A 16782-nucleotide genomic window follows, 5' to 3' on the forward strand; every position below is an offset into this window, starting at 1 on the left:
AGGAACAGCAACCGCCGAAAACGTCGGATATCTGTAGTATAACAACACAAATTGTTAAGTTGTTCCCAGCCGGAGAGTCACGTATTACCATGACAGACCTTGGTGGCTTCCAAGACCATGTGGCGCGAATTGACCTCGGGGGCGGGGATGTAGCCTACGAGGGTATCGACGAGGAGGACGCGAAAAAGTACATCGGTGCACGCGGCCTCGGCGTGAAGTACGTCTTCGACCAAGGGCCGGACGTGGACCCGCTGGGGCCGGAGAACCTGCTTGCGTTCATGAACGGACCGCTGACGGGGACACAGGTGACGATGAGCGGCCGCATCGCTATCTGTACGAAGTCGCCGCTGACAGGGACCGTCACTGACTCCCACCACGGCGGCTGGTCGGGCGCGCGGCTCAAGTGGTCGGGCTTCGACGGGCTGCTGTTCGAAGGCCAAGCCGACGAGCCGGTGTATGCCCTCGTCGAAGACGGCGAGGTGGAACTGCGCGACGCCTCGCACCTCTGGGGACAGGGCGTCCACGACACTATCGACGACCTCGAAGGTGAAATCGAAGGCGGCTCGCTCGGCAAGAACCTCTCTGTGATGGCCATCGGTCAGGGCGGCGAGAACGAGGTCAAGTACGCTTGTATCGTCAACGAGGACGACCGCGCCTCGGGCCGCGGTGGCACCGGCTGTGTGATGGGCAACAAGAACCTCAAGGCCGTCGTCGTCAAGTCCAGCACCCGGATGCCAAAGCCGAAAGATCAGGAGACGTTCCAAGAGGGCCACAAGCAGGCGATGCAGGTCATTCAGGAGTCCGACGTGACCGCGCCCAACGAGGGCGGGCTCTCGATGTACGGTACGAACGTCCTGATGAACCTCACGGAGGAGATGGACGGTCTCCCGACGAAGAACGCGAAGTACTCATCGACGCGGTCGATGTCGGACGCGGAGGGCGACGGCGAGCGCATCATCGACTCGGAGAACGTCTCCGGCGAGAACGTCCGGGAGAACATTCTGGTCGACGAGCCGACCTGTCACTCCTGTCCGGTCGCCTGCAAGAAGGAAGTCGAGGTACAGGCGATGCACAAGGGCGAGGAGATGAACGTCCGCACGGAGTCCTACGAGTACGAGTCCGCGTGGGCGCTCGGCCCGAACTCCGGCCACGTCGAACGCGACAAGATCGCCGTGATGCTCGACCGGTGTAACGACGTGGGTGTCGACACCATCGATGTCGGCAACACGATGGCGATGGCGATGGAGATGACCGAGGAAGGGAAACTCGACGAGCTCGGCGACGGGCTGGACTGGGGCGATGCCGACACGATGATCGACATGATCGACATGATCGCCCACCGCGAGACGGAGCTCGCGGACCACCTCGCGGAGGGGCCAGACCACCTCGCCGAGGAGTTCGACGCCCACACCAACTCACTCGCGGTCAAGGGCCAGACGATGGCCGCCTACGACCCGCGGTGTATGAAGGGGATGGCAATCGGGTACGCGACTTCGAACCGCGGCGCGTGTCACCTCCGTGGCTACACGCCGGCAGCCGAGATTCTGGGTATCCCGGAGAAGGTCGATCCGCGAGAGTGGGAGGGCAAAGGCGAGCTGTGTGCCACCTTCCAAGACCTCCACGCTATCAGTGACTCCTTCGACATCTGCAAGTTCAACGCCTTCGCCGAAGGTATCGAGGAGTACGTCCTGCAGTACAACGGCATGACCGGGCTAGACGTGAGCGAGGAGGAACTGATGGAAGCTGGCGAACGCGTCTATAACCTCGAACGGTACTACAACAACCTCGTCGGTTTCGACGGAGCCGACGACGACCTGCCGAACCGATTCGTCGAGGGAGACGAACACGCGATGCCGGCACAGGGCGGCTCCGAGGGCGAACTCGCGGAGCTCTCGAAGATGAAAGACGAGTACTATGAGGTGCGTGACTGGGAGAACGGCGTCGTCACCGACGAAAAGCTCGACGAGCTGGGCATCGATATCGGACCGGGAACCGGCGTCAGTTCCGGCGGCGCAGCGGCACCGAGCGACGACTGAGACTGCGCCGGCTGCCGAACACACTTCAGTTCTCTAATGCGCAAGGAAGATATCGACGACTTCGAATTTCAGGTAGAGTCTCGACTGACCAGCCACGGCGTCTACGTCTCCGAGTTCGCCGACGAGGGCGATACGTACCGGCTCACATACGAATCGATTTCGGCCGATGAAGCGGCCGTCATCCCCCACCGAGAGATCGGTCGCGTCATCAACGTCTTCCGGGACCTCCACGCCGACGACTGGTCGGGGGTCGACATCGAAGCGACCGTGACGGACCTCGAAGACACCGAACTCGGCGAATGGGCGGTCAACAGCGAGTGGATTGACGAACTCGAAAACGGCGACCTCTCAGAGACGGCGTTCTCCCAGCGCGTGCTGGAGACGATTACGGTGCGGAGCTGACCGCCAGCACGTCCCTGATTTCAAGCGTCGCCTCGAACTCTTCGCTTCTGTCTAGTCGCCGGCCGTCGCGCTCGAACTGGGCGGCGTGGGCTCGCCGAACCGCGTCCTGCTCGCGGTCACTCAGGCCGAGTTCTGTCCCGATACTGTCCCAGTGGCCCGACTGGGCACAGACGTAGTCGGCCTCTCTGGGACCGCTGATGCGCTCGTACTCCCTGTCGTAGGTCGCGTGGTTCGCCCGGAGATGCGTCTGTACCTGTCCCAGCAGGTCTGGAAGCTGATCGAGTGGGACGCTAGCCTGTGTGCCGGCCAGCAGAACGATCTGCCCCTCGATGGGGTACGACGGGTCGGCCATCGTGCCCCGGTCAGCCGCCCGCCCGCATCGCTTTCTGAGCGAATTTCTCGATGAGCGGCTCCAGTGTCTCCGGGTCGCCGTCGAACTGGATGGTCACCTCGTTGAGTTGGAGGCTCGGCCCGATAGCGACTTTCTCTTCGGAGAGTGTCGCCGCCCAGCCGTCGCCTTCGACGGTCGCCTCGCCGCGTTGCTCACCGCCCAAGTTCTCCAGATACCCGATAGCAGCCCGCACCGAGATGCCGCGAAAACTCCGTTCACGCTCCATCATGTGGTCGTTACGGGTGCGGTCGTCTAAACCTATCGGCGGTCCGGCGCTCGGTCGCCACAACCGTGCTATCACGGGCGGGTCCCGCCTCTCCCGAACGGATGCGGTCTACCCCGGCCGGATACCGTCGTCGACGATGCGGGCGTTGCGTTCGCGGTTGATGCGCTCGTCTAGGTCCGCGTGGTCGTAAATCTGGGCGATGACGGCGGCGTGGAGGTCCCGCCAGGCCATCGCGTAGATGGGTGACTGGCCCCAAGCCCGGAGTTCGACGACGTACTCGTCGTAGGCCTCCCACCGACTCTCGAACTGTTCGATGTGGTCGACGACGGCGCTTGCCGGCTCCTCGGAATCGAGCGCGGCGTTGAGCTCCCGCTCCCACCCACCGACGGCCTGTTCCATGTCGCGTTTCGTGTCCTCGCTGTCCGGCGGCAGCGAGTCGACAATCCCGGACGGAATCCCGAGTTCGATGTTGTCCATACCGCCACACAGAGTTCGCGGCCAATAAATCCCAGCGGTGGCGAACATGTTCGGCTTTACTGATTTGTGACGGTGGGTTGTAGTAAGCCTATGAGCAGTGAGACAGTAGAACGACAGTCCTCAGCACCGGACCTGACCACCGTCGAGGTCAGGTGTACCGGCCACGTTCGCCGGGTCGTCGGCGAACCGTCGCTGTCATACACGTTCGAAGGGGACACGCTGCGTGACTTCCTCAATGCGTTCTTCGGGGAGTACGACGTGAGCGACATGCTCATCGCAGAAACCGAAGCCGACGCCACCACCGCGGGCTGGGCACCGGAGATGGCGGACCTCCCGGGCGACTGGGCGAAAAACCCCGAAGGTGAGCAGACCAGATGCTACGCGCGAGTGGCGGTCAACGGTGAGTTCAACGAACACCTCGACGGACTGGACACAGAACTAGAAGCCGGCGACCGCGTCGGCTTGATGTTCCCGTTCATCTTCTGTTGTTGATTCGGCGACCGACGCTAACAGGACTTACCCCCCGGCAACTGGCGGGAATACGCTGAGTTCGTCCCCGTCTTCCAGTGCGGTCTCCAGCCCGTCGAGATGGGTAATATCCGTTCCGTTCCGGAGAATCGTCAGGTACTCCCGGAGTTCGCCGTCCTCGAACAGGTCCATCTCTGTGAACTCCTCGGAGAGCTGTCGGAGCACGTCGCCGGCCTGCAGGTCGCTCTCGTACTCGCGGTGAACCGTTTTCTGTCCGACGGCTTCCCGGAAGTTGGCGAAAAACCGCAGCTCGATTTGCATACCGCTGGGTTGGCGGTCGAGTGGCTTAAATCACAGCGCTCGGCCTGCGTGCTTCGAACGAGCAACGGATTCACTCGTTGTATTCAATCTATCATGGACCTCGAATTCCTATTCGATGGGAACGGCTCCGACCCGTTTTAGCGTCCCAAGCCGTGATTCCGTGTATGGAACGTGTGGTCGCAAGCGATGACCCGATGATAGATATCGACCGACTGCGGGCGGAGCTTGACGCTGATGTCGTCGCCGCGGAGACAGGCAACGAGGACGCGCTTCGGGACGCTGCTGCCGGTGCAGCGGCGCTTGTCGTCGACGTGAACACGCCGGTCACCGCCGCAGTGCTCGACGCACTGGATGACCTCCAGATCGTCGCGAGAGCGGGCGTCGGTATCGACAACATCGACGTGTCTGCGGCGGCGGACAACGGCGTAACCGTCACCAACGTCCCCGAGTACTGCACGGACGAGGTCGCTACCCACACGGTGACGCTGCTGCTCGACTGTGTTCGGACGCTCACGGCCTACGACCGCGACGTTCGCGACGGTGGCTGGGGCTGGGAGCGGACCCGTCCGGTACACCGCGTCCGCGACCAGACGCTCGGTCTCGTCTCCTTCGGCCCCATCGCGCGGCGAGTGCGCGACCAGCTACAGGGCTTTGACCTCGACGTGATCGCCTACGACCCCTATGTCGACGCCGAGGAGATGGCCGACGCCGATGTCGAGAAAGTCACGCTGGAGACGCTGTACGAACGGGCCGACTACGTCTCCCTCCACGCGCCGCTGACTGAGGAGACGGCGAGGATGATAGACGCCGATGCGCTCGCGGCGATGCGCGATCAGGCAATCCTCGTCAACACTGGCCGCGGTGGCCTCGTCGACGAGGCGGCGCTTCGGACGGCACTCGATGATGGGGAGATCGGGGCTGCCGGCCTCGACGTACTTGCCGAGGAACCGCCGACGACTGATCATCCGCTGGTCGGGCTGGACAACTGTCTCGTCACGCCCCACGCAGCGTGGTACTCCGAGGAAGCCCGCGACGATCTGAACGCCGCTGTCGCCGCGAACGTCGCGGCCGCGCTGGCCGGTGAAACGCCGCTGAACCGGATCGACCCGGATACGGACTGGCTGTAAATAGACGGTCAGACCTGACTGCTAGCGCTGGCGAAGCGATTACCGGAGACCGAAGCGAGAGTGCCACACGCATACTGTCGGCTGTCCGTCTGGCAAGAACTGTGCCACCCCGGATCGGCACCTCTCTTACAATAGGACAGCCGACAGTATCAGCACCGGAGGAACTCCCGGCGCTGGTCGCCGAGGGCGCTCTGGCCGGTAACTGCCGTCTTGATATCCCGAACGAAATTCACGCAATACGCGCGGGGTCCGGGCTCACACGTCCCGACGCGTCTGGCTTGCCGGTAATCACAGTAGAGCGCGACCGGCAACAACGGGGCCGCAAACAGTCCGGAGATCGTGACACCCAGTTGGAACGGGTGGCCCACCGGCACGGCGAGCCACGTAGCGGCCACGACTGCCCAGAACACCACCCCGTAAATAACGGTGTGTCGCCAGTTGTGCGTCGGCAGTTCATATCCGCGAATACGCGATGAAGACTCGTCCGGCGCGTCGCCGGCGACCGACTTGCCGGGCGATTCGCCAGTAGATGAGGAGACAGGACACGACATACATTATCGGTGGCCTCCCGTAACAATCACAGCTTGTTTGGCATACGCCGAATGAGACAGTGCGTATAAACGGCTTGGCACGCAACGGGACGTATATGCGAGAGTTCATCTTCACTATCGACTACGAGCGGAACGTCGACCCTGTGATGGACGTGTTCATCGACTACCCGGAGACCCATTCCCGGACTATCGCGTGTAACGTCACGCGAGACGGGATGTGGCGGCTCGAACGGGTCGCCGGCCCGGAGACCGCGCTCGAACAGCTTGACGACGTGTACGACGACCCGGTCCAGTGCACCGAGTGCATCGGGACCCGCAACTGTAAGACTGACTGGACGTACGAGGTCATCGGCTCGGACCCCGGTGTCCGAACGGTGTACAGCTACCGGTCGGAAGCCGGCGACTGTCACTCGATTCCGCGGCTAGCCATCGACCACGTCGGCCGCGGCGTCCTCGTCGAAACCGAGCGCCGCGGCAGCCGATGCGAGTGGCGACTGCTCCTGTGCAGCGACGCCGGCGTCGACGGGCTGTTCGAGGAGATGAAATCCGAGCTCCGTGAGGGACTCACCGTCGAATTCCGCCAGCTTAGCTCCCCGTCGTACTGGGTCGACGAGGCCGTGACGCTGGCGGAACTCCCGCCCGAACAACAGGCCGCTGTCGAGGCCGCCGTCGAACACGGCTACTACCGGACGCCACGGGACACTTCGCTCACCGACCTCGCAGAGACACTTGACGTGTCGCGGTCGACGCTCCAGTACCGCCTCCAGCGGGCCGAAGCATGGATCGTCCGGTCGTTCGTCACCCGCTCGATGGGGCCGGTGCAGGCCGACGAGGACGTTGCCGAGGGCGGCCGCCTCCGAATCGGTCGCTCGGGCGTATAGTCACTGCCGTCGTATTCTGGTATCAGATGCGGCCTGAACCGAATTATCCGTATATCTCCGTATAACCGTTTAGCACGGGAAAATAGGGATGGCTTCCTGTGTTATCGGACGTGGAAAATGACGCAGGCACACCAACTGTTCGAAGTTCGGCGTGTGCCAAACGAGTCCTCATGCAGGATGCACCCCTACAATTGGGTACGACCGCGGGCGTCCCACGCGCTCGCAGAGGCACACTATGACGACACGCAGCATCTATTCCCCCGACGAACGCGGTGAGAGTGTGGACGAACAGGCCGAGTCCGAGGCGAGTACCGGCCACGCCTGCCCGGACTGTGGCGGGAGCCTCGTCACCGACGACAGCCGCGGTGAGACCGTCTGCGAGTCCTGCGGCCTCGTCGTCGACGAGGACGAGATCGACCACGGGCCGGAGTGGCGCGCTTTCGACAGTCAGGAGCGCGACAACAAGCGCCGCGTCGGCGCGCCGACGACCGAGATGAAACACGACAAGGGACTCTCGACTAACATCGGCTGGCAGAACAAGGACGCGTACGGCAACTCGCTGTCGACGCGCCAGCGCGAGAAGATGCAGCGCCTGCGCACGTGGGACGAGCGGTTCCGCACCCGCGACCACGCCGAGCGCAACCTCAAGCAGGCGCTGGGCGAAATCGACCGGATGGGGAGCGCCCTCGGCGTCCCTGAAAGCGCTCGCGAAACGGCCAGCGTCATCTACCGCCGCGCCCTCGACGAGGGCATGCTGCCCGGCCGCTCCATCGAAGGGATGGCGACCGCCGCCCTGTACGCCGCCGTCAGGCAGGCGAACCTCCCCCAGACGCTCGACGACATGGCCGTCGTCAGCCGCGTCGACGAGATGGAGTTCACCCGCGCGTACCGCTATCTCAACCGCGAACTCTCCTTGCAGGTCGGCCCGCCGGACCCCGCGACCTACCTCAGCAAGTTCGTCTCCGAACTCGACGCCGACGACGCGCTGGAACGTCAGGCCCGCGCCCTCATCGAGGCGGGGAAGGAGGCCAACGTCCACAGCGGCAAGAGCCCGGTCGGTCTCGCCGCCGCGGCCATCTACGCTGCTGGCCTGCTGCTCGGCGAAGAGATGACCCAAGAGACCGTCAGCGAGGCCACCGACATAAGCACCGTGACGATCCGCGAGCGCTACCGCGAACTGCTCGAAGCCGAGGCGGAACTCGACGACAGTGCCGTTGACGCGACGAGCGGCACTGAATCCGGCGCGAGCGCATAACACGCCCGCTGGCGCTTCGTTCTCTTAGCTACGGTTCCCGTCGAAGTCTTCCAGCCATCCGCGTACGGCATTCTGTACCGCGCCGGTCGTGCTCCCGACGTGCAGTATCTGATACCCGGACTCGGCCTTCTCGTTCACGTCGTCCATCCCGAAGCCGAGGCCGCCGACGGTGACATCCGCCTCGACGGCCGCCGAGCGGACCGTCTCCACTGCCTCCTGTACCTCCGGATGGTCGATTTCGCCGGGGTGGCCAAGCGACACCGAGAGGTCAAAGGGCCCGATGAACACGAAGCCCAGATCGGGCACGGCCAGAATATCGTCGATATTCTCGACTGCCGCTTCCGTCTCGATTGTGGTCCCGACCAGCGTCTCCTCGTCCGAGGCCTCGATGTAGTTCTCACCTAGGCCCCAGCGGCGCGCTCGGGGCGCGGCCAGTCCTCGGTCGCCCGCCTCGCCGTCGTACCGGAACCGGCCGGATTTGACAGCTTCCCGCACCTCCTCGGCGGTTTCGACCCGCGGCAGGAAGACGTTCTTGACCCCCAGATCCAGCGCCTTTCGGACCAGCGTTGGGGACGTATCCGGCAGGCGGACCAGTAGCTCCGTCCCGGTGCCGTCGGCCGCCCGCAGGAGGTTCTCGACGGTCGCCGCGTCCCACGGGTCCGGCCCGCCGTGTTCGAAATCGAGCCAGACGAAATCGACGCCGAGGTCGCCGTAGAACTCGACCAGCGTCGGACTATACGTGTTGTCGAGGACGCCCAGCGCGACACGGTCGTTCTCGACCGTTTTGCGAAGCCCATTCGTTGGCAGTGGCTCGGCCATAGCATGTCTGTGAACTGTGATACCAATAAGCGTGGTGCGGAACCGTTTGGCCGGCACTGCTGTCTCGGCGGCAACCCCTACTGCCCCGGCAGCGGACAGAGGCTTGCGGTCAGGACGGCGACTTCGTCGGTGTGATTGTGTGCGCCGTGGGCCTGCCCGCGCTCGTTCAGCACGACCCCCGGCGCGGCGACGACTTCCTCTGTGTCGTCCTGCTGGACTGTGACCTCACCACGGATGACGTGGAACACGTTCGTCGCCCCGCCGTGCTCGTGCGGGTCGATTGTCGCACCCGGTCCCAGCGCGAACGCCTTCACCAGCACGTCGTCGGTCACTGCCAGTTCCCCGTCGATGACTTCACCCTCTGCAGGGTCGGCGTCGAACTCGGATAATCGGTCGAGCGACATACCGGCACGTCGGGCGGCGCTTCCTTAGCCGTTCGGTTGCTAGGAGCCTTTGGTTCTGGGATAGATGTGTTATCTCACAGCCAGAAAGCCCCGACTGCCTGAACTCGGGGGACTCGCTGCGCGCTTCCTCGCTCCCGATGGTCGCTCGTGCAGTGCTTTCATCGTCCGCCGTCGTCCAGGCAGTCGCCCCTTTCAATCCCACCACGTGGATGTTCGGTCAGCCGACACGGGAGGGACTGAAAGGGGCCGATAGCGTGGCGGTGAAGCCGCCACGTTTGCGGTGGTCGGCACCGCCGACCACCCACGCTCCGGGAACCCCGGCGACGGAAGCACCGCAGGGAGTGAAACGACCGAGGAGCGTGGTTCGAGAGAGCAGAGCTCTCTCGTCATCACGAAAGACGCTCCGCGTCTTTCGAACGACAGCGAGCCGCGGGACCGGAGCGTATCGGGGGCTTTCTGGCTGTCAAAACACTCGTTCTCATCGCAGTACCGTCCCATATCTCACACATCTCCGAGCCGGAACGCGAGACTGTACATCTCGCCGGTTCGCTCGGAGCCGATAGCCGAGACCACGTCTTCGGCCATCGCAGCCAGTGGCTCCCCAATGCCGTCCGGCAGCGCAGCGGCGTACTCACGCACCACCTCGGCGTGGGCGTTCAGATGGGCCTCGGTCCAAGGGACCGGGTCCAGCAGCGTCGTCCGTCGCTCGACAGTCCAACCGTGGGCAGCGAACACTGCGGCCAGCACGGCGGGCGGGTAGAACGTCAGCGCCGGGCGGCCGTCGACGACTCTGGCAGCGGCGTTCTCCAGCGCGAACAACCGGGTGACGGCCCCGTTGGTGGGCGGCACCGCGTAGTCGTCGACGACCAGCGTCCCGTTCGGTGTGGCAACTCGCGCCAGTTCGGCCGTGACGGCGTCGAGCTCGGTCGGTGGCAAGAGGTTACAGAGCCCGTGAGCGGTGACGAGGTCGACGTTGTCGGTCGCAAGCGGCGTCGCGCGGAGGTCGGCCTCGATGACGGCGACCCGGTCGGCGTTTTCGTCGCCGACGCGCTCCCGGACCGTCGCGGCGTGGTCGGCGTCGTCCGTCACCGCGTACACCCGCTCCGCGCCCGCGGCCAGTAGCCCGGCCGTCGTGTTGCCGACGCCGGCCCCGGCTTCGAGACAGACCTGCCCCTCGACTTGCTGGTCGGCGAGGGCGGCCGTCACCGTCTCCGGCACGTCGTCCACGCTCAGTGGTGCAGTTGCTCGGGCACCGGGCTGTCGTCGTGGCGGGCTTCCTCGATGAGCGCGCGCTGGCGGGCCTCGTCCATCCCTTCCGAGCGGCTGGCGGCGTCGAGCACCATCGCGACGAGCTTCGGGTCGCCGGGGCTGACGACGGTGTCGAGGCCCCGAGCGGCGGCGAAATCGAACCGCTCGCGGATGACCTCCGGCGTGTCGACCGGCTCGTACCAGTTCGCGTACGGGCGGTCGGCCTCGGCCAGTTCGTCGGTCGGGGGCCACGACCCCTTCGCGAACGCTTTGATGCCCAGTGTGCCGATGCCTTCCGCCTCGCAGCGTTCCAGTACGGCCTCGTAGTCGTACTTCCCGTCGTCCTTGCCGGCGACGACGGGGTTCAACGGGAACATCACCGTCTCCAGATCGTCGATACGGTCGATGGCGTCGAGGATGAGTTCCGGGTTGCCGTGGCTCGTCAGCCCGATGTGGTCGATTTTCCCCGCCGCTTTCGCCTCGCGTATCGCGTCCAGTGCGCCGCCGTCGGCGGTAATCGTGTCCAGTTCGTCCTCGTACTCCAGCCCGTGCACTTGGTAGAGGTCGATAGTGTCGATGCCGAGGCGGTCCAGCGACCGGTCGATCTTCCGGGCGGCCCCCTCGTACTCGCGCTCCTGTGTCTTACAGCCCAGAAAGACCTCTTCGCGGTACTGACGGAGTTTCGGCCCCAGTTTCAGCTCCGCGTCACCGTAGGTCGGTGCCACGTCGAAGTGGTTGATCCCGTGGTCCAACACGAGTTCGACCAGCTGGTTTGCGCCCTCCTGTTCGAGCCAGTTGAGTGCTATCGAGCCGAACGTCAGCACCGTGCTCTCCTGTCTAGTGTCGCCCAGCGCTCGGGTCTCCATACTGGTTGCACGGTCCGGAAACCAATAACCGTTGGTCGCTGCTGTTTCAGTGCGTCTACTGTGCCGGACCGCGACAGGGGTTTATTACCCCCTCAGTCCGAACGGGATGTATAGATGTTTGGGAGAGAACAACTGTTCTCGGCGATGACGGCGTCATACGTGATCGCAGTCACGCTCGCGCTGGTCATCGCCGCGATATTCGCGCCGGTCATCTGGAACGGCGTGCCGAGCGGTGGCGACGACGACCCGAGCGTCGCCGTCATCACCCTTCGCGGCGGCACGACCGACGCGAACGTCAACGCCGTCAAGCAGGACCTCCGCGAGGCACGGACCAACGAATCAATCGAGGCGGTCGTTCTCCGGGTCGACAGCCCCGGCGGTCCGGTCGACGCAAGCGAGGAATTCTATCTGGCAGTCAACCGGACCGCCAGCGAGATGCCTGTCGTCGCCTACGTCGAGGGAACGGCCGCATCGGGCGGCTACTACGGCATCACACCGGCCGACGAAATCGTCGTCAAGCCGAGTTCGACCGTCGGCAGTATCGGCGTCATCGTCCAAGCCCCGCTGAGTCTCATTGAGGAGGTCGAACAGCAGGGCGAGACGTTCGTCCGCTCCGGGCCGGACAAGGCACAGATAAGCAAGGACGGCCTCCGCGAGGATATCGAGGTCCTGCAGCGCTCGTTCGTCGGAACGGTCATGCGCCACCGAGGCAATGACCTTGACATCCCCCGTGAGGAAGTCGCTAACGGCGGCACATATCTGGGTGCGGAGGCGACTCAGAACGGCTTTGCCGACCGTATCGGTGACACTGAACTCGCTATCGAGCGAGCCGCCACACTCTCGGATGACATCGATGGCGACCAGTACGACGTGGTGTATCAGGGCAGTGGCGGTGCCGAACTCAATGTCATCGTCCTCCCCGCGGGCGCTGAGACCGTACAGGGCGCGAACAACGTGACCTATCTCGTCCATCCTGACGACAGTGAGACGACGTTCCGGGAACCGGTGAAGTACTACGCCGTCTGGGGAATTCCTGCCGAAGACAACAACGCAACGGTGATCCGCAATGACTGAAGGGCGCATCGTCAAGCCGCTCGCCGTGTTTATCGTCGTTCTTGTGGTGATACTGGGCGGCACGTTCCTTCTCGCTGTCGCGAACCCGGGGTCGTCCGGTCCGCCGGACGGCCAGTCAATCGACGGGCAGTCGCCGCCGCAGTACCAGCCTGACGCTGTCAATGCGCCTGTTGACCCCGAAGAAGGGGAAATCTCGGTTGACGCCGACATGAGCGGCAAGCGAATACTCGTCGACACGAGCCACGGCAATCAGGTGACTGAATCCGAACTCGAACCGATCAGTGAGGCGCTATTCGAGGCGGGCCACACCGTCGAATACGGTCCGTCCAGCACCGGCTCGTTCGCTGACTCGCTGGAGCGATACGACGGCGTGCTCATCGTCCAGCCGCTCGGCAGCTATTCGCCGGACGAGCGTGAGGCGCTACAGGAGTACACGGACGACGGCGGGCGTGTTGTCATCCTTGCCGAGCCGACACAGACCCGCCTTTCGACCGGATTCACGCAGTCGACGACGACAGTGGCGTTCGGGGCCAACAACGCCACAGAGCAGTACGGCGTTCGGATGGGTGCCGAACAGCTGTACAACGTCGACGACACGGCCAACGACAACAACTTCAAGGCCATCTACGCGTCGCCGAGCGACGGCGGCGAACTGACCGACGGCGTCGAGACGATTACGTTCGACACCGCTGGCTATGCGGTGGTGAACGGCGACGCCGAGACGAAGTTCACCGCCGCCGAGGGGACCCGGACGCTCGAAACGCGGCGCACCGGGACGTACGCGACAGTTGTCCGCAACGACAACATGGTGTTTGTCACGGACTCGACGTTCATCGAGAGTTCCGAAATCTACGACGCCGACAACGAGGTGTTCGTCGGGAACCTGCTTTCGTTCCTGCTCGACGGGGAGGCACCTGACCCGGGTGGTGGCGCGACTCCGGACGCCGGATTCGGGACTGGCGGTGGTACGTTTACTCCGGCTGAAACACCGCCGGAGCCGACCCCGACTCCGACGCCTGCTCCCTCCCCGAGCGGGTCCTGACTCGGGCCGCTCAAACTATCGGTCACTGATCCTGATTGTCGTCTCGCTGTACAGGCCACGCTCGGCAGCGTCGGCTACACTCAGCCTTGCGCTGAGGGTGTACTCCCCGGCCGGCGCACTGGTACTGTACGATGGGTCGAACGAATCAATGCCCGCACCGAGGCCGAACCTGAGTGTTCCCCCTTCCTGAATGTCGCTGACGGCGACCTCGGCCCGCTCTCGAACCGGATCGAGGTTCTGCCCGCCGCCGCTTTCGCCGTCCCCCGCTCCATCGCCTCCGGTGTTGCAGCCGGCGAGCGCCACTACCGTCGACGCGCCCGCCGTCGTGATGACACGCCGTCGCGACACTGTACTTGTCTTGGTATCTGCGTCATCAGGCATTCACATCTCCCTCGAAACTTATGTATCGTGTTGCCGTCTCACACACTTATAGCATACCGGCGTCCGGACATCGAATCCCGGTGGTATCGCCGGGTAGCGGCAGTTTAATCGCGGTTTTGCCTTGGCTGTCAATGCGGCCCTCCTCTGATACTGTCGGCTGTCAGTCCGTAACGAACTCTGCCATTCCGGGCTGGCAAATATCGTACAATAGTCACAGCTGACAGTGTGAGTAGGGCACCAGTATCGGCACCCGGCACAATCGCTAAGTCCGTGTGTCTGCGAGGAATATTAATGATACACTCAGCGGGGCCGCTGCTGACGGTCGACCTGACCGCCGGTGAAACCAACACGGAGGAAATCGAAGGAATCCTCGAACAGTATCTCGGTGGCCGCGGCGTCGGAACGCGGCTCGCCCACGAGCGGATCCCCTTCGACGTGGATCCATTGGGCGCAGAGAACCGACTGGTGTTCTCCACGGGGCCGATGCAGGCCGCCCAAATGAGTTTCACCGGGCGGATGAACTGCACCGGCGTTTCGCCGCTAACCGACGGCCTGCTCTCCTCGAACGCTGGCGGGTTCATGTCCCGGAACTTCGCCGATACGGGATACAGCGCCGTCGAACTCACCGGTGCGAGCGACGAACTCGTCATCGTCCACGTCCGCGACGACGGCGTCGAGTTCGAAGCCGTCCCCGACCTCGTCGGAGCGACCGTCCCGGAGACGCTGGACTATCTCGACGCCGAGCACGGCATCGAGTCGGACCAGACGGCGGTCATCGGCCCTGCTGGTGAAAACCGGGTCCGGTTCGCGTCCATCATGACCAGCGAAGAGCGGGCGTTCGGGCGCGGCGGTCTCGGCGCGGTCATGGGCGCGAAAAACATCAAGGGAATCACGTTTGCGGGCGATTCCCCACCGGACATCGAGGTCCCGCCAATACAGACCGACATCCATCGCGAGGCCGCGACGTCGGACCACATCATGAAACGGCAGGGAACCGTCTCCGTGATGGACTTAGCGAACGAAGTCAACGGGCTCCCCTCCTACTACTTCTCGGAGCAGACGTTCGCCGGCGTTGAGGGCATCAACGGTGATGCCGTCGAATCGAAGAAGTACAAGAAAGGGACCTGTTCGGCGTGTGCCTTCGCCTGCAAGCTCCCGACGCGGGACGAGGCGCGTGGCGTCGAGACTGAAGGCCCCGAGTTCGAGGTGGCGATGGCCTTCGGGTCGAACGCCGGCGTCGACGACATCGTGGACGTGATGCAATCCAACGGACTGTGTGACCGCCTCGGGCTGGACGCTATCTCTGCGGGCAACACGGTCGCGGCCTACCTCGACAGCGAGGACGCCTTTGGCGACACCGAGCTGATTCACGAGACTGTCGAGAAAATCGCCTACCGCGACGGTATCGGCGACACGCTCGCGGAGGGCATCGACCGCTGTCACGACGACCTCGGTGTCGAGAACTGGACGGTCAAGGGGATGGATTTCGCCGCCCACGAGGGCCGTGTCCTCCACGGGCAGGGACTCTCGTATGCCGTCGCCAACCGCGGCGCTGACCACATGTACGCGACCTTCTACTCCGTCGAATATCCCCTCGTCTCCGACGACCAAGCGGTTGCTCCGGAGGGGACACTCGGGAAAGCCGACGTACTGGTCGAGCGGGAGAACCTGATGGCGCTGAACGACAGCGGCGTCGTCTGCAAGTTCTCGCGGGACTTCATGACGCCCGAGCGCTACGAACAGCTCTTCGATGCCGACTTCGAGGACCTGCTGACCGTCGGCGCTCGCACCGTGACACTCGAACGCCACTTCAACAACCAGCGTGGCTTCGACCGGACCGACGACGCGCTCCCGTACGATCTCCCGTCGTTCGAGGCAGCGCTCGACGAGTACTACGACGCGCGTGGCTGGGCCGACGACGGCACGGTTCCCGAGAGTTCGCTTCCGGTGTAGTCGCGGTATCGCGTTTGACACGGGATCCGCCTGACGGGCTCTGCATGGGGATTAAACGGCGTTCCGGTCGAATACCGCCGGAGGCGACCGCGGGGCACAGAACGGCGGGCTGTAGTCTTCGTACTCGTCCATCTCTTCCAGATCGCCGGTCGTCGAAACGACGCTCCACTGGGGAGTCCGATCAGGCCGACTCCGTATCGGATGGGGCCGATTCTGTGCCGACAGCGCTCTCCGAATCTGTCGCTTCGGTGTTACAAGGAAGCGTGGCCGCCAGCCGCTTGGCGACCATCGGACTGACCAGACCGGCCAGTTCCATCGCTTCCGTCTCGTGGTCGTCGAGATCTAGCACGCCCCGGAAGAACCACGAGACAGTCACGTACGTCTCGTGCAGCTCCGAAGCCTCCTCGTGTCCTGCTTCGGTCAGTGTCACTCCGTCGTAGGGCTCGTAGGAGACCAGCCCCTGCGCTGCGAGCCGCTGACACATCTCCGTCACCGCCGCCGGAGATCTGTCGAGCATCTCCCCCAGATTCCCTGGTGCGACGGGCGGTTCGTCCCGGTGCTGGGCGATGTAGATGGCCAGCAGGTACTCCGGTGCCGTGCTCATCGCTCTGATGAATCCCTTCCGCCCCCGTCGCTTGCTGTGAGCGTCTCGGTCGTTGACTCCCCTTTCGACCGCTCGCTGGACCCGAAGACCACTGCGTAGGCCCACGCCCACAGTCGAGCGCGTGACCGCTGCGGACGTTTACCCATCGTCTGGTCCCCCCGGAATCTCGCTATCGCTGTCGCCACTCGTTAGGCAGACGCCCCCGGTAGTGACTGCGGGGCACGGGCGGTCGGGCACCTGACCGTCGCTGAGAGCT

General features: G+C 64.1%; 20 protein-coding genes. 9 read left to right on the forward strand and 11 right to left on the reverse strand.

Translation table 11 applies throughout. The features are described 5' to 3' along the window. The first annotated feature begins 89 nt into the window (after positions 1–89). A complete protein-coding gene (locus Har1129_RS17565; RefSeq protein ID WP_151102017.1) occupies positions 90–2036 on the forward strand; it encodes an aldehyde ferredoxin oxidoreductase family protein in 1947 nt (648 codons plus the stop codon). Between the two features lie 36 nt (positions 2037–2072). After that, positions 2073–2438: a hypothetical protein gene (locus tag Har1129_RS17570; protein ID WP_151102018.1), complete on the forward strand. Its 366-nt coding sequence runs from the start codon at positions 2073–2075 to the stop codon at positions 2436–2438. Here Har1129_RS17570 and Har1129_RS17575 read toward each other — a convergent pair. From Har1129_RS17575 to Har1129_RS17585, 3 genes are all read right to left on the reverse strand, one after another. Beyond that, entirely contained in the window at positions 2422–2790 is a 369-nt protein-coding gene (locus Har1129_RS17575; protein ID WP_151102019.1) for a hypothetical protein, read from the reverse strand. The two genes, Har1129_RS17570 and Har1129_RS17575, sit on opposite strands and share 17 nt — an antisense overlap. A gap of 10 nt (positions 2791–2800) precedes the next feature. Next, positions 2801–3055, reverse strand: a complete 255-nt coding sequence (locus Har1129_RS17580; RefSeq protein WP_004958362.1) for a hypothetical protein — start codon at positions 3053–3055, stop codon at positions 2801–2803. A gap of 108 nt (positions 3056–3163) precedes the next feature. Beyond that, entirely contained in the window at positions 3164–3532 is a 369-nt protein-coding gene (locus Har1129_RS17585; protein ID WP_151102020.1) for a hypothetical protein, read from the reverse strand. A 90-nt stretch (positions 3533–3622) separates the two neighbouring features. Between Har1129_RS17585 and Har1129_RS17590 the strand changes: the two genes are divergently transcribed. Beyond that, complete coding sequence (locus tag Har1129_RS17590) at positions 3623–4024, forward strand: MoaD/ThiS family protein (protein WP_151102021.1); 402 nt, start codon at positions 3623–3625, stop codon at positions 4022–4024. Between the two features lie 24 nt (positions 4025–4048). On the opposite strand, the gene Har1129_RS17595 is transcribed toward Har1129_RS17590, so the two are convergent. Further along, positions 4049–4321, reverse strand: coding sequence for a ubiquitin-like small modifier protein 1 (locus tag Har1129_RS17595; protein WP_151102022.1), 273 nt, complete (start codon positions 4319–4321; stop codon positions 4049–4051). 164 nt (positions 4322–4485) lie between these two features. Here Har1129_RS17595 and Har1129_RS17600 point away from each other — a divergent pair, with 164 nt between their 5' ends. Then, on the forward strand, positions 4486–5448 hold the full coding sequence (locus tag Har1129_RS17600) for a C-terminal binding protein (RefSeq protein ID WP_151102023.1): 963 nt from the start codon (positions 4486–4488) through the stop codon (positions 5446–5448). Between the two features lie 149 nt (positions 5449–5597). Here Har1129_RS17600 and Har1129_RS17605 read toward each other — a convergent pair whose 3' ends face one another. Further along, positions 5598–5999: a hypothetical protein gene (locus Har1129_RS17605; RefSeq protein WP_151102024.1), complete on the reverse strand. Its 402-nt coding sequence runs from the start codon at positions 5997–5999 to the stop codon at positions 5598–5600. Between the two features lie 95 nt (positions 6000–6094). On the opposite strand from Har1129_RS17605, the gene Har1129_RS17610 reads away from it, so the two are divergent. Both Har1129_RS17610 and Har1129_RS17615 read left to right on the forward strand, forming a co-directional pair. Beyond that, the gene (locus Har1129_RS17610) at positions 6095–6880 is read left to right on the forward strand and encodes a helix-turn-helix domain-containing protein (RefSeq protein ID WP_151102025.1); all 786 of its coding nucleotides are present in this window, start codon (positions 6095–6097) and stop codon (positions 6878–6880) included. Between the two features lie 235 nt (positions 6881–7115). Further along, entirely contained in the window at positions 7116–8135 is a 1020-nt protein-coding gene (locus Har1129_RS17615; RefSeq protein ID WP_151102026.1) for a transcription initiation factor IIB family protein, read from the forward strand. Between the two features lie 24 nt (positions 8136–8159). On the opposite strand, the gene Har1129_RS17620 is transcribed toward Har1129_RS17615, so the two are convergent. The 4 genes from Har1129_RS17620 to Har1129_RS17640 form a co-directional block, all read right to left on the reverse strand. Continuing rightward, positions 8160–8954 carry an HpcH/HpaI aldolase/citrate lyase family protein gene (locus tag Har1129_RS17620; RefSeq protein WP_151102027.1) on the reverse strand — a complete coding sequence of 265 codons (795 nt, stop codon included), beginning with the start codon at positions 8952–8954 and terminating at the stop codon, positions 8160–8162. Positions 8955–9031: 77 nt separating this feature from the next. Further along, complete coding sequence (locus tag Har1129_RS17625) at positions 9032–9358, reverse strand: cupin domain-containing protein (RefSeq protein ID WP_151102028.1); 327 nt, start codon at positions 9356–9358, stop codon at positions 9032–9034. A 501-nt stretch (positions 9359–9859) separates the two neighbouring features. Then, the gene (locus Har1129_RS17635) at positions 9860–10585 is read right to left on the reverse strand and encodes a class I SAM-dependent methyltransferase (protein ID WP_370455445.1); all 726 of its coding nucleotides are present in this window, start codon (positions 10583–10585) and stop codon (positions 9860–9862) included. A gap of 2 nt (positions 10586–10587) precedes the next feature. After that, positions 10588–11472 (reverse strand): aldo/keto reductase, encoded by an 885-nt coding sequence (locus tag Har1129_RS17640; RefSeq protein ID WP_151102030.1) that lies wholly within the window; start codon positions 11470–11472, stop codon positions 10588–10590. 114 nt (positions 11473–11586) lie between these two features. Between Har1129_RS17640 and Har1129_RS17645 the strand changes: the two genes are divergently transcribed. Both Har1129_RS17645 and Har1129_RS17650 read left to right on the forward strand, forming a co-directional pair. Then, the gene (locus Har1129_RS17645; protein WP_191906097.1) at positions 11587–12546 is read left to right on the forward strand and encodes a S49 family peptidase; all 960 of its coding nucleotides are present in this window, start codon (positions 11587–11589) and stop codon (positions 12544–12546) included. Continuing rightward, on the forward strand, positions 12539–13588 hold the full coding sequence (locus Har1129_RS17650) for a DUF4350 domain-containing protein (RefSeq protein WP_151102031.1): 1050 nt from the start codon (positions 12539–12541) through the stop codon (positions 13586–13588). The genes Har1129_RS17645 and Har1129_RS17650 overlap by 8 nt, the downstream gene beginning before the upstream one ends. Before the next feature lie 15 nt (positions 13589–13603). Here Har1129_RS17650 and Har1129_RS17655 read toward each other — a convergent pair whose 3' ends face one another. Continuing rightward, the gene (locus Har1129_RS17655) at positions 13604–13969 is read right to left on the reverse strand and encodes a hypothetical protein (RefSeq protein WP_151102032.1); all 366 of its coding nucleotides are present in this window, start codon (positions 13967–13969) and stop codon (positions 13604–13606) included. A 291-nt stretch (positions 13970–14260) separates the two neighbouring features. Between Har1129_RS17655 and Har1129_RS17660 the strand changes: the two genes are divergently transcribed. After that, entirely contained in the window at positions 14261–15922 is a 1662-nt protein-coding gene (locus Har1129_RS17660; protein WP_151102033.1) for an aldehyde ferredoxin oxidoreductase family protein, read from the forward strand. A 181-nt stretch (positions 15923–16103) separates the two neighbouring features. On the opposite strand, the gene Har1129_RS17665 is transcribed toward Har1129_RS17660, so the two are convergent. Then, positions 16104–16526, reverse strand: coding sequence for a metal-dependent transcriptional regulator (locus Har1129_RS17665; protein ID WP_151102034.1), 423 nt, complete (start codon positions 16524–16526; stop codon positions 16104–16106). Between the last annotated feature and the right edge of the window lie 256 nt (positions 16527–16782).

It is taken from the genome of Haloarcula sp. CBA1129, from assembly GCF_008729015.1.
Taxonomy (GTDB): Archaea; Halobacteriota; Halobacteria; order Halobacteriales; family Haloarculaceae; genus Haloarcula.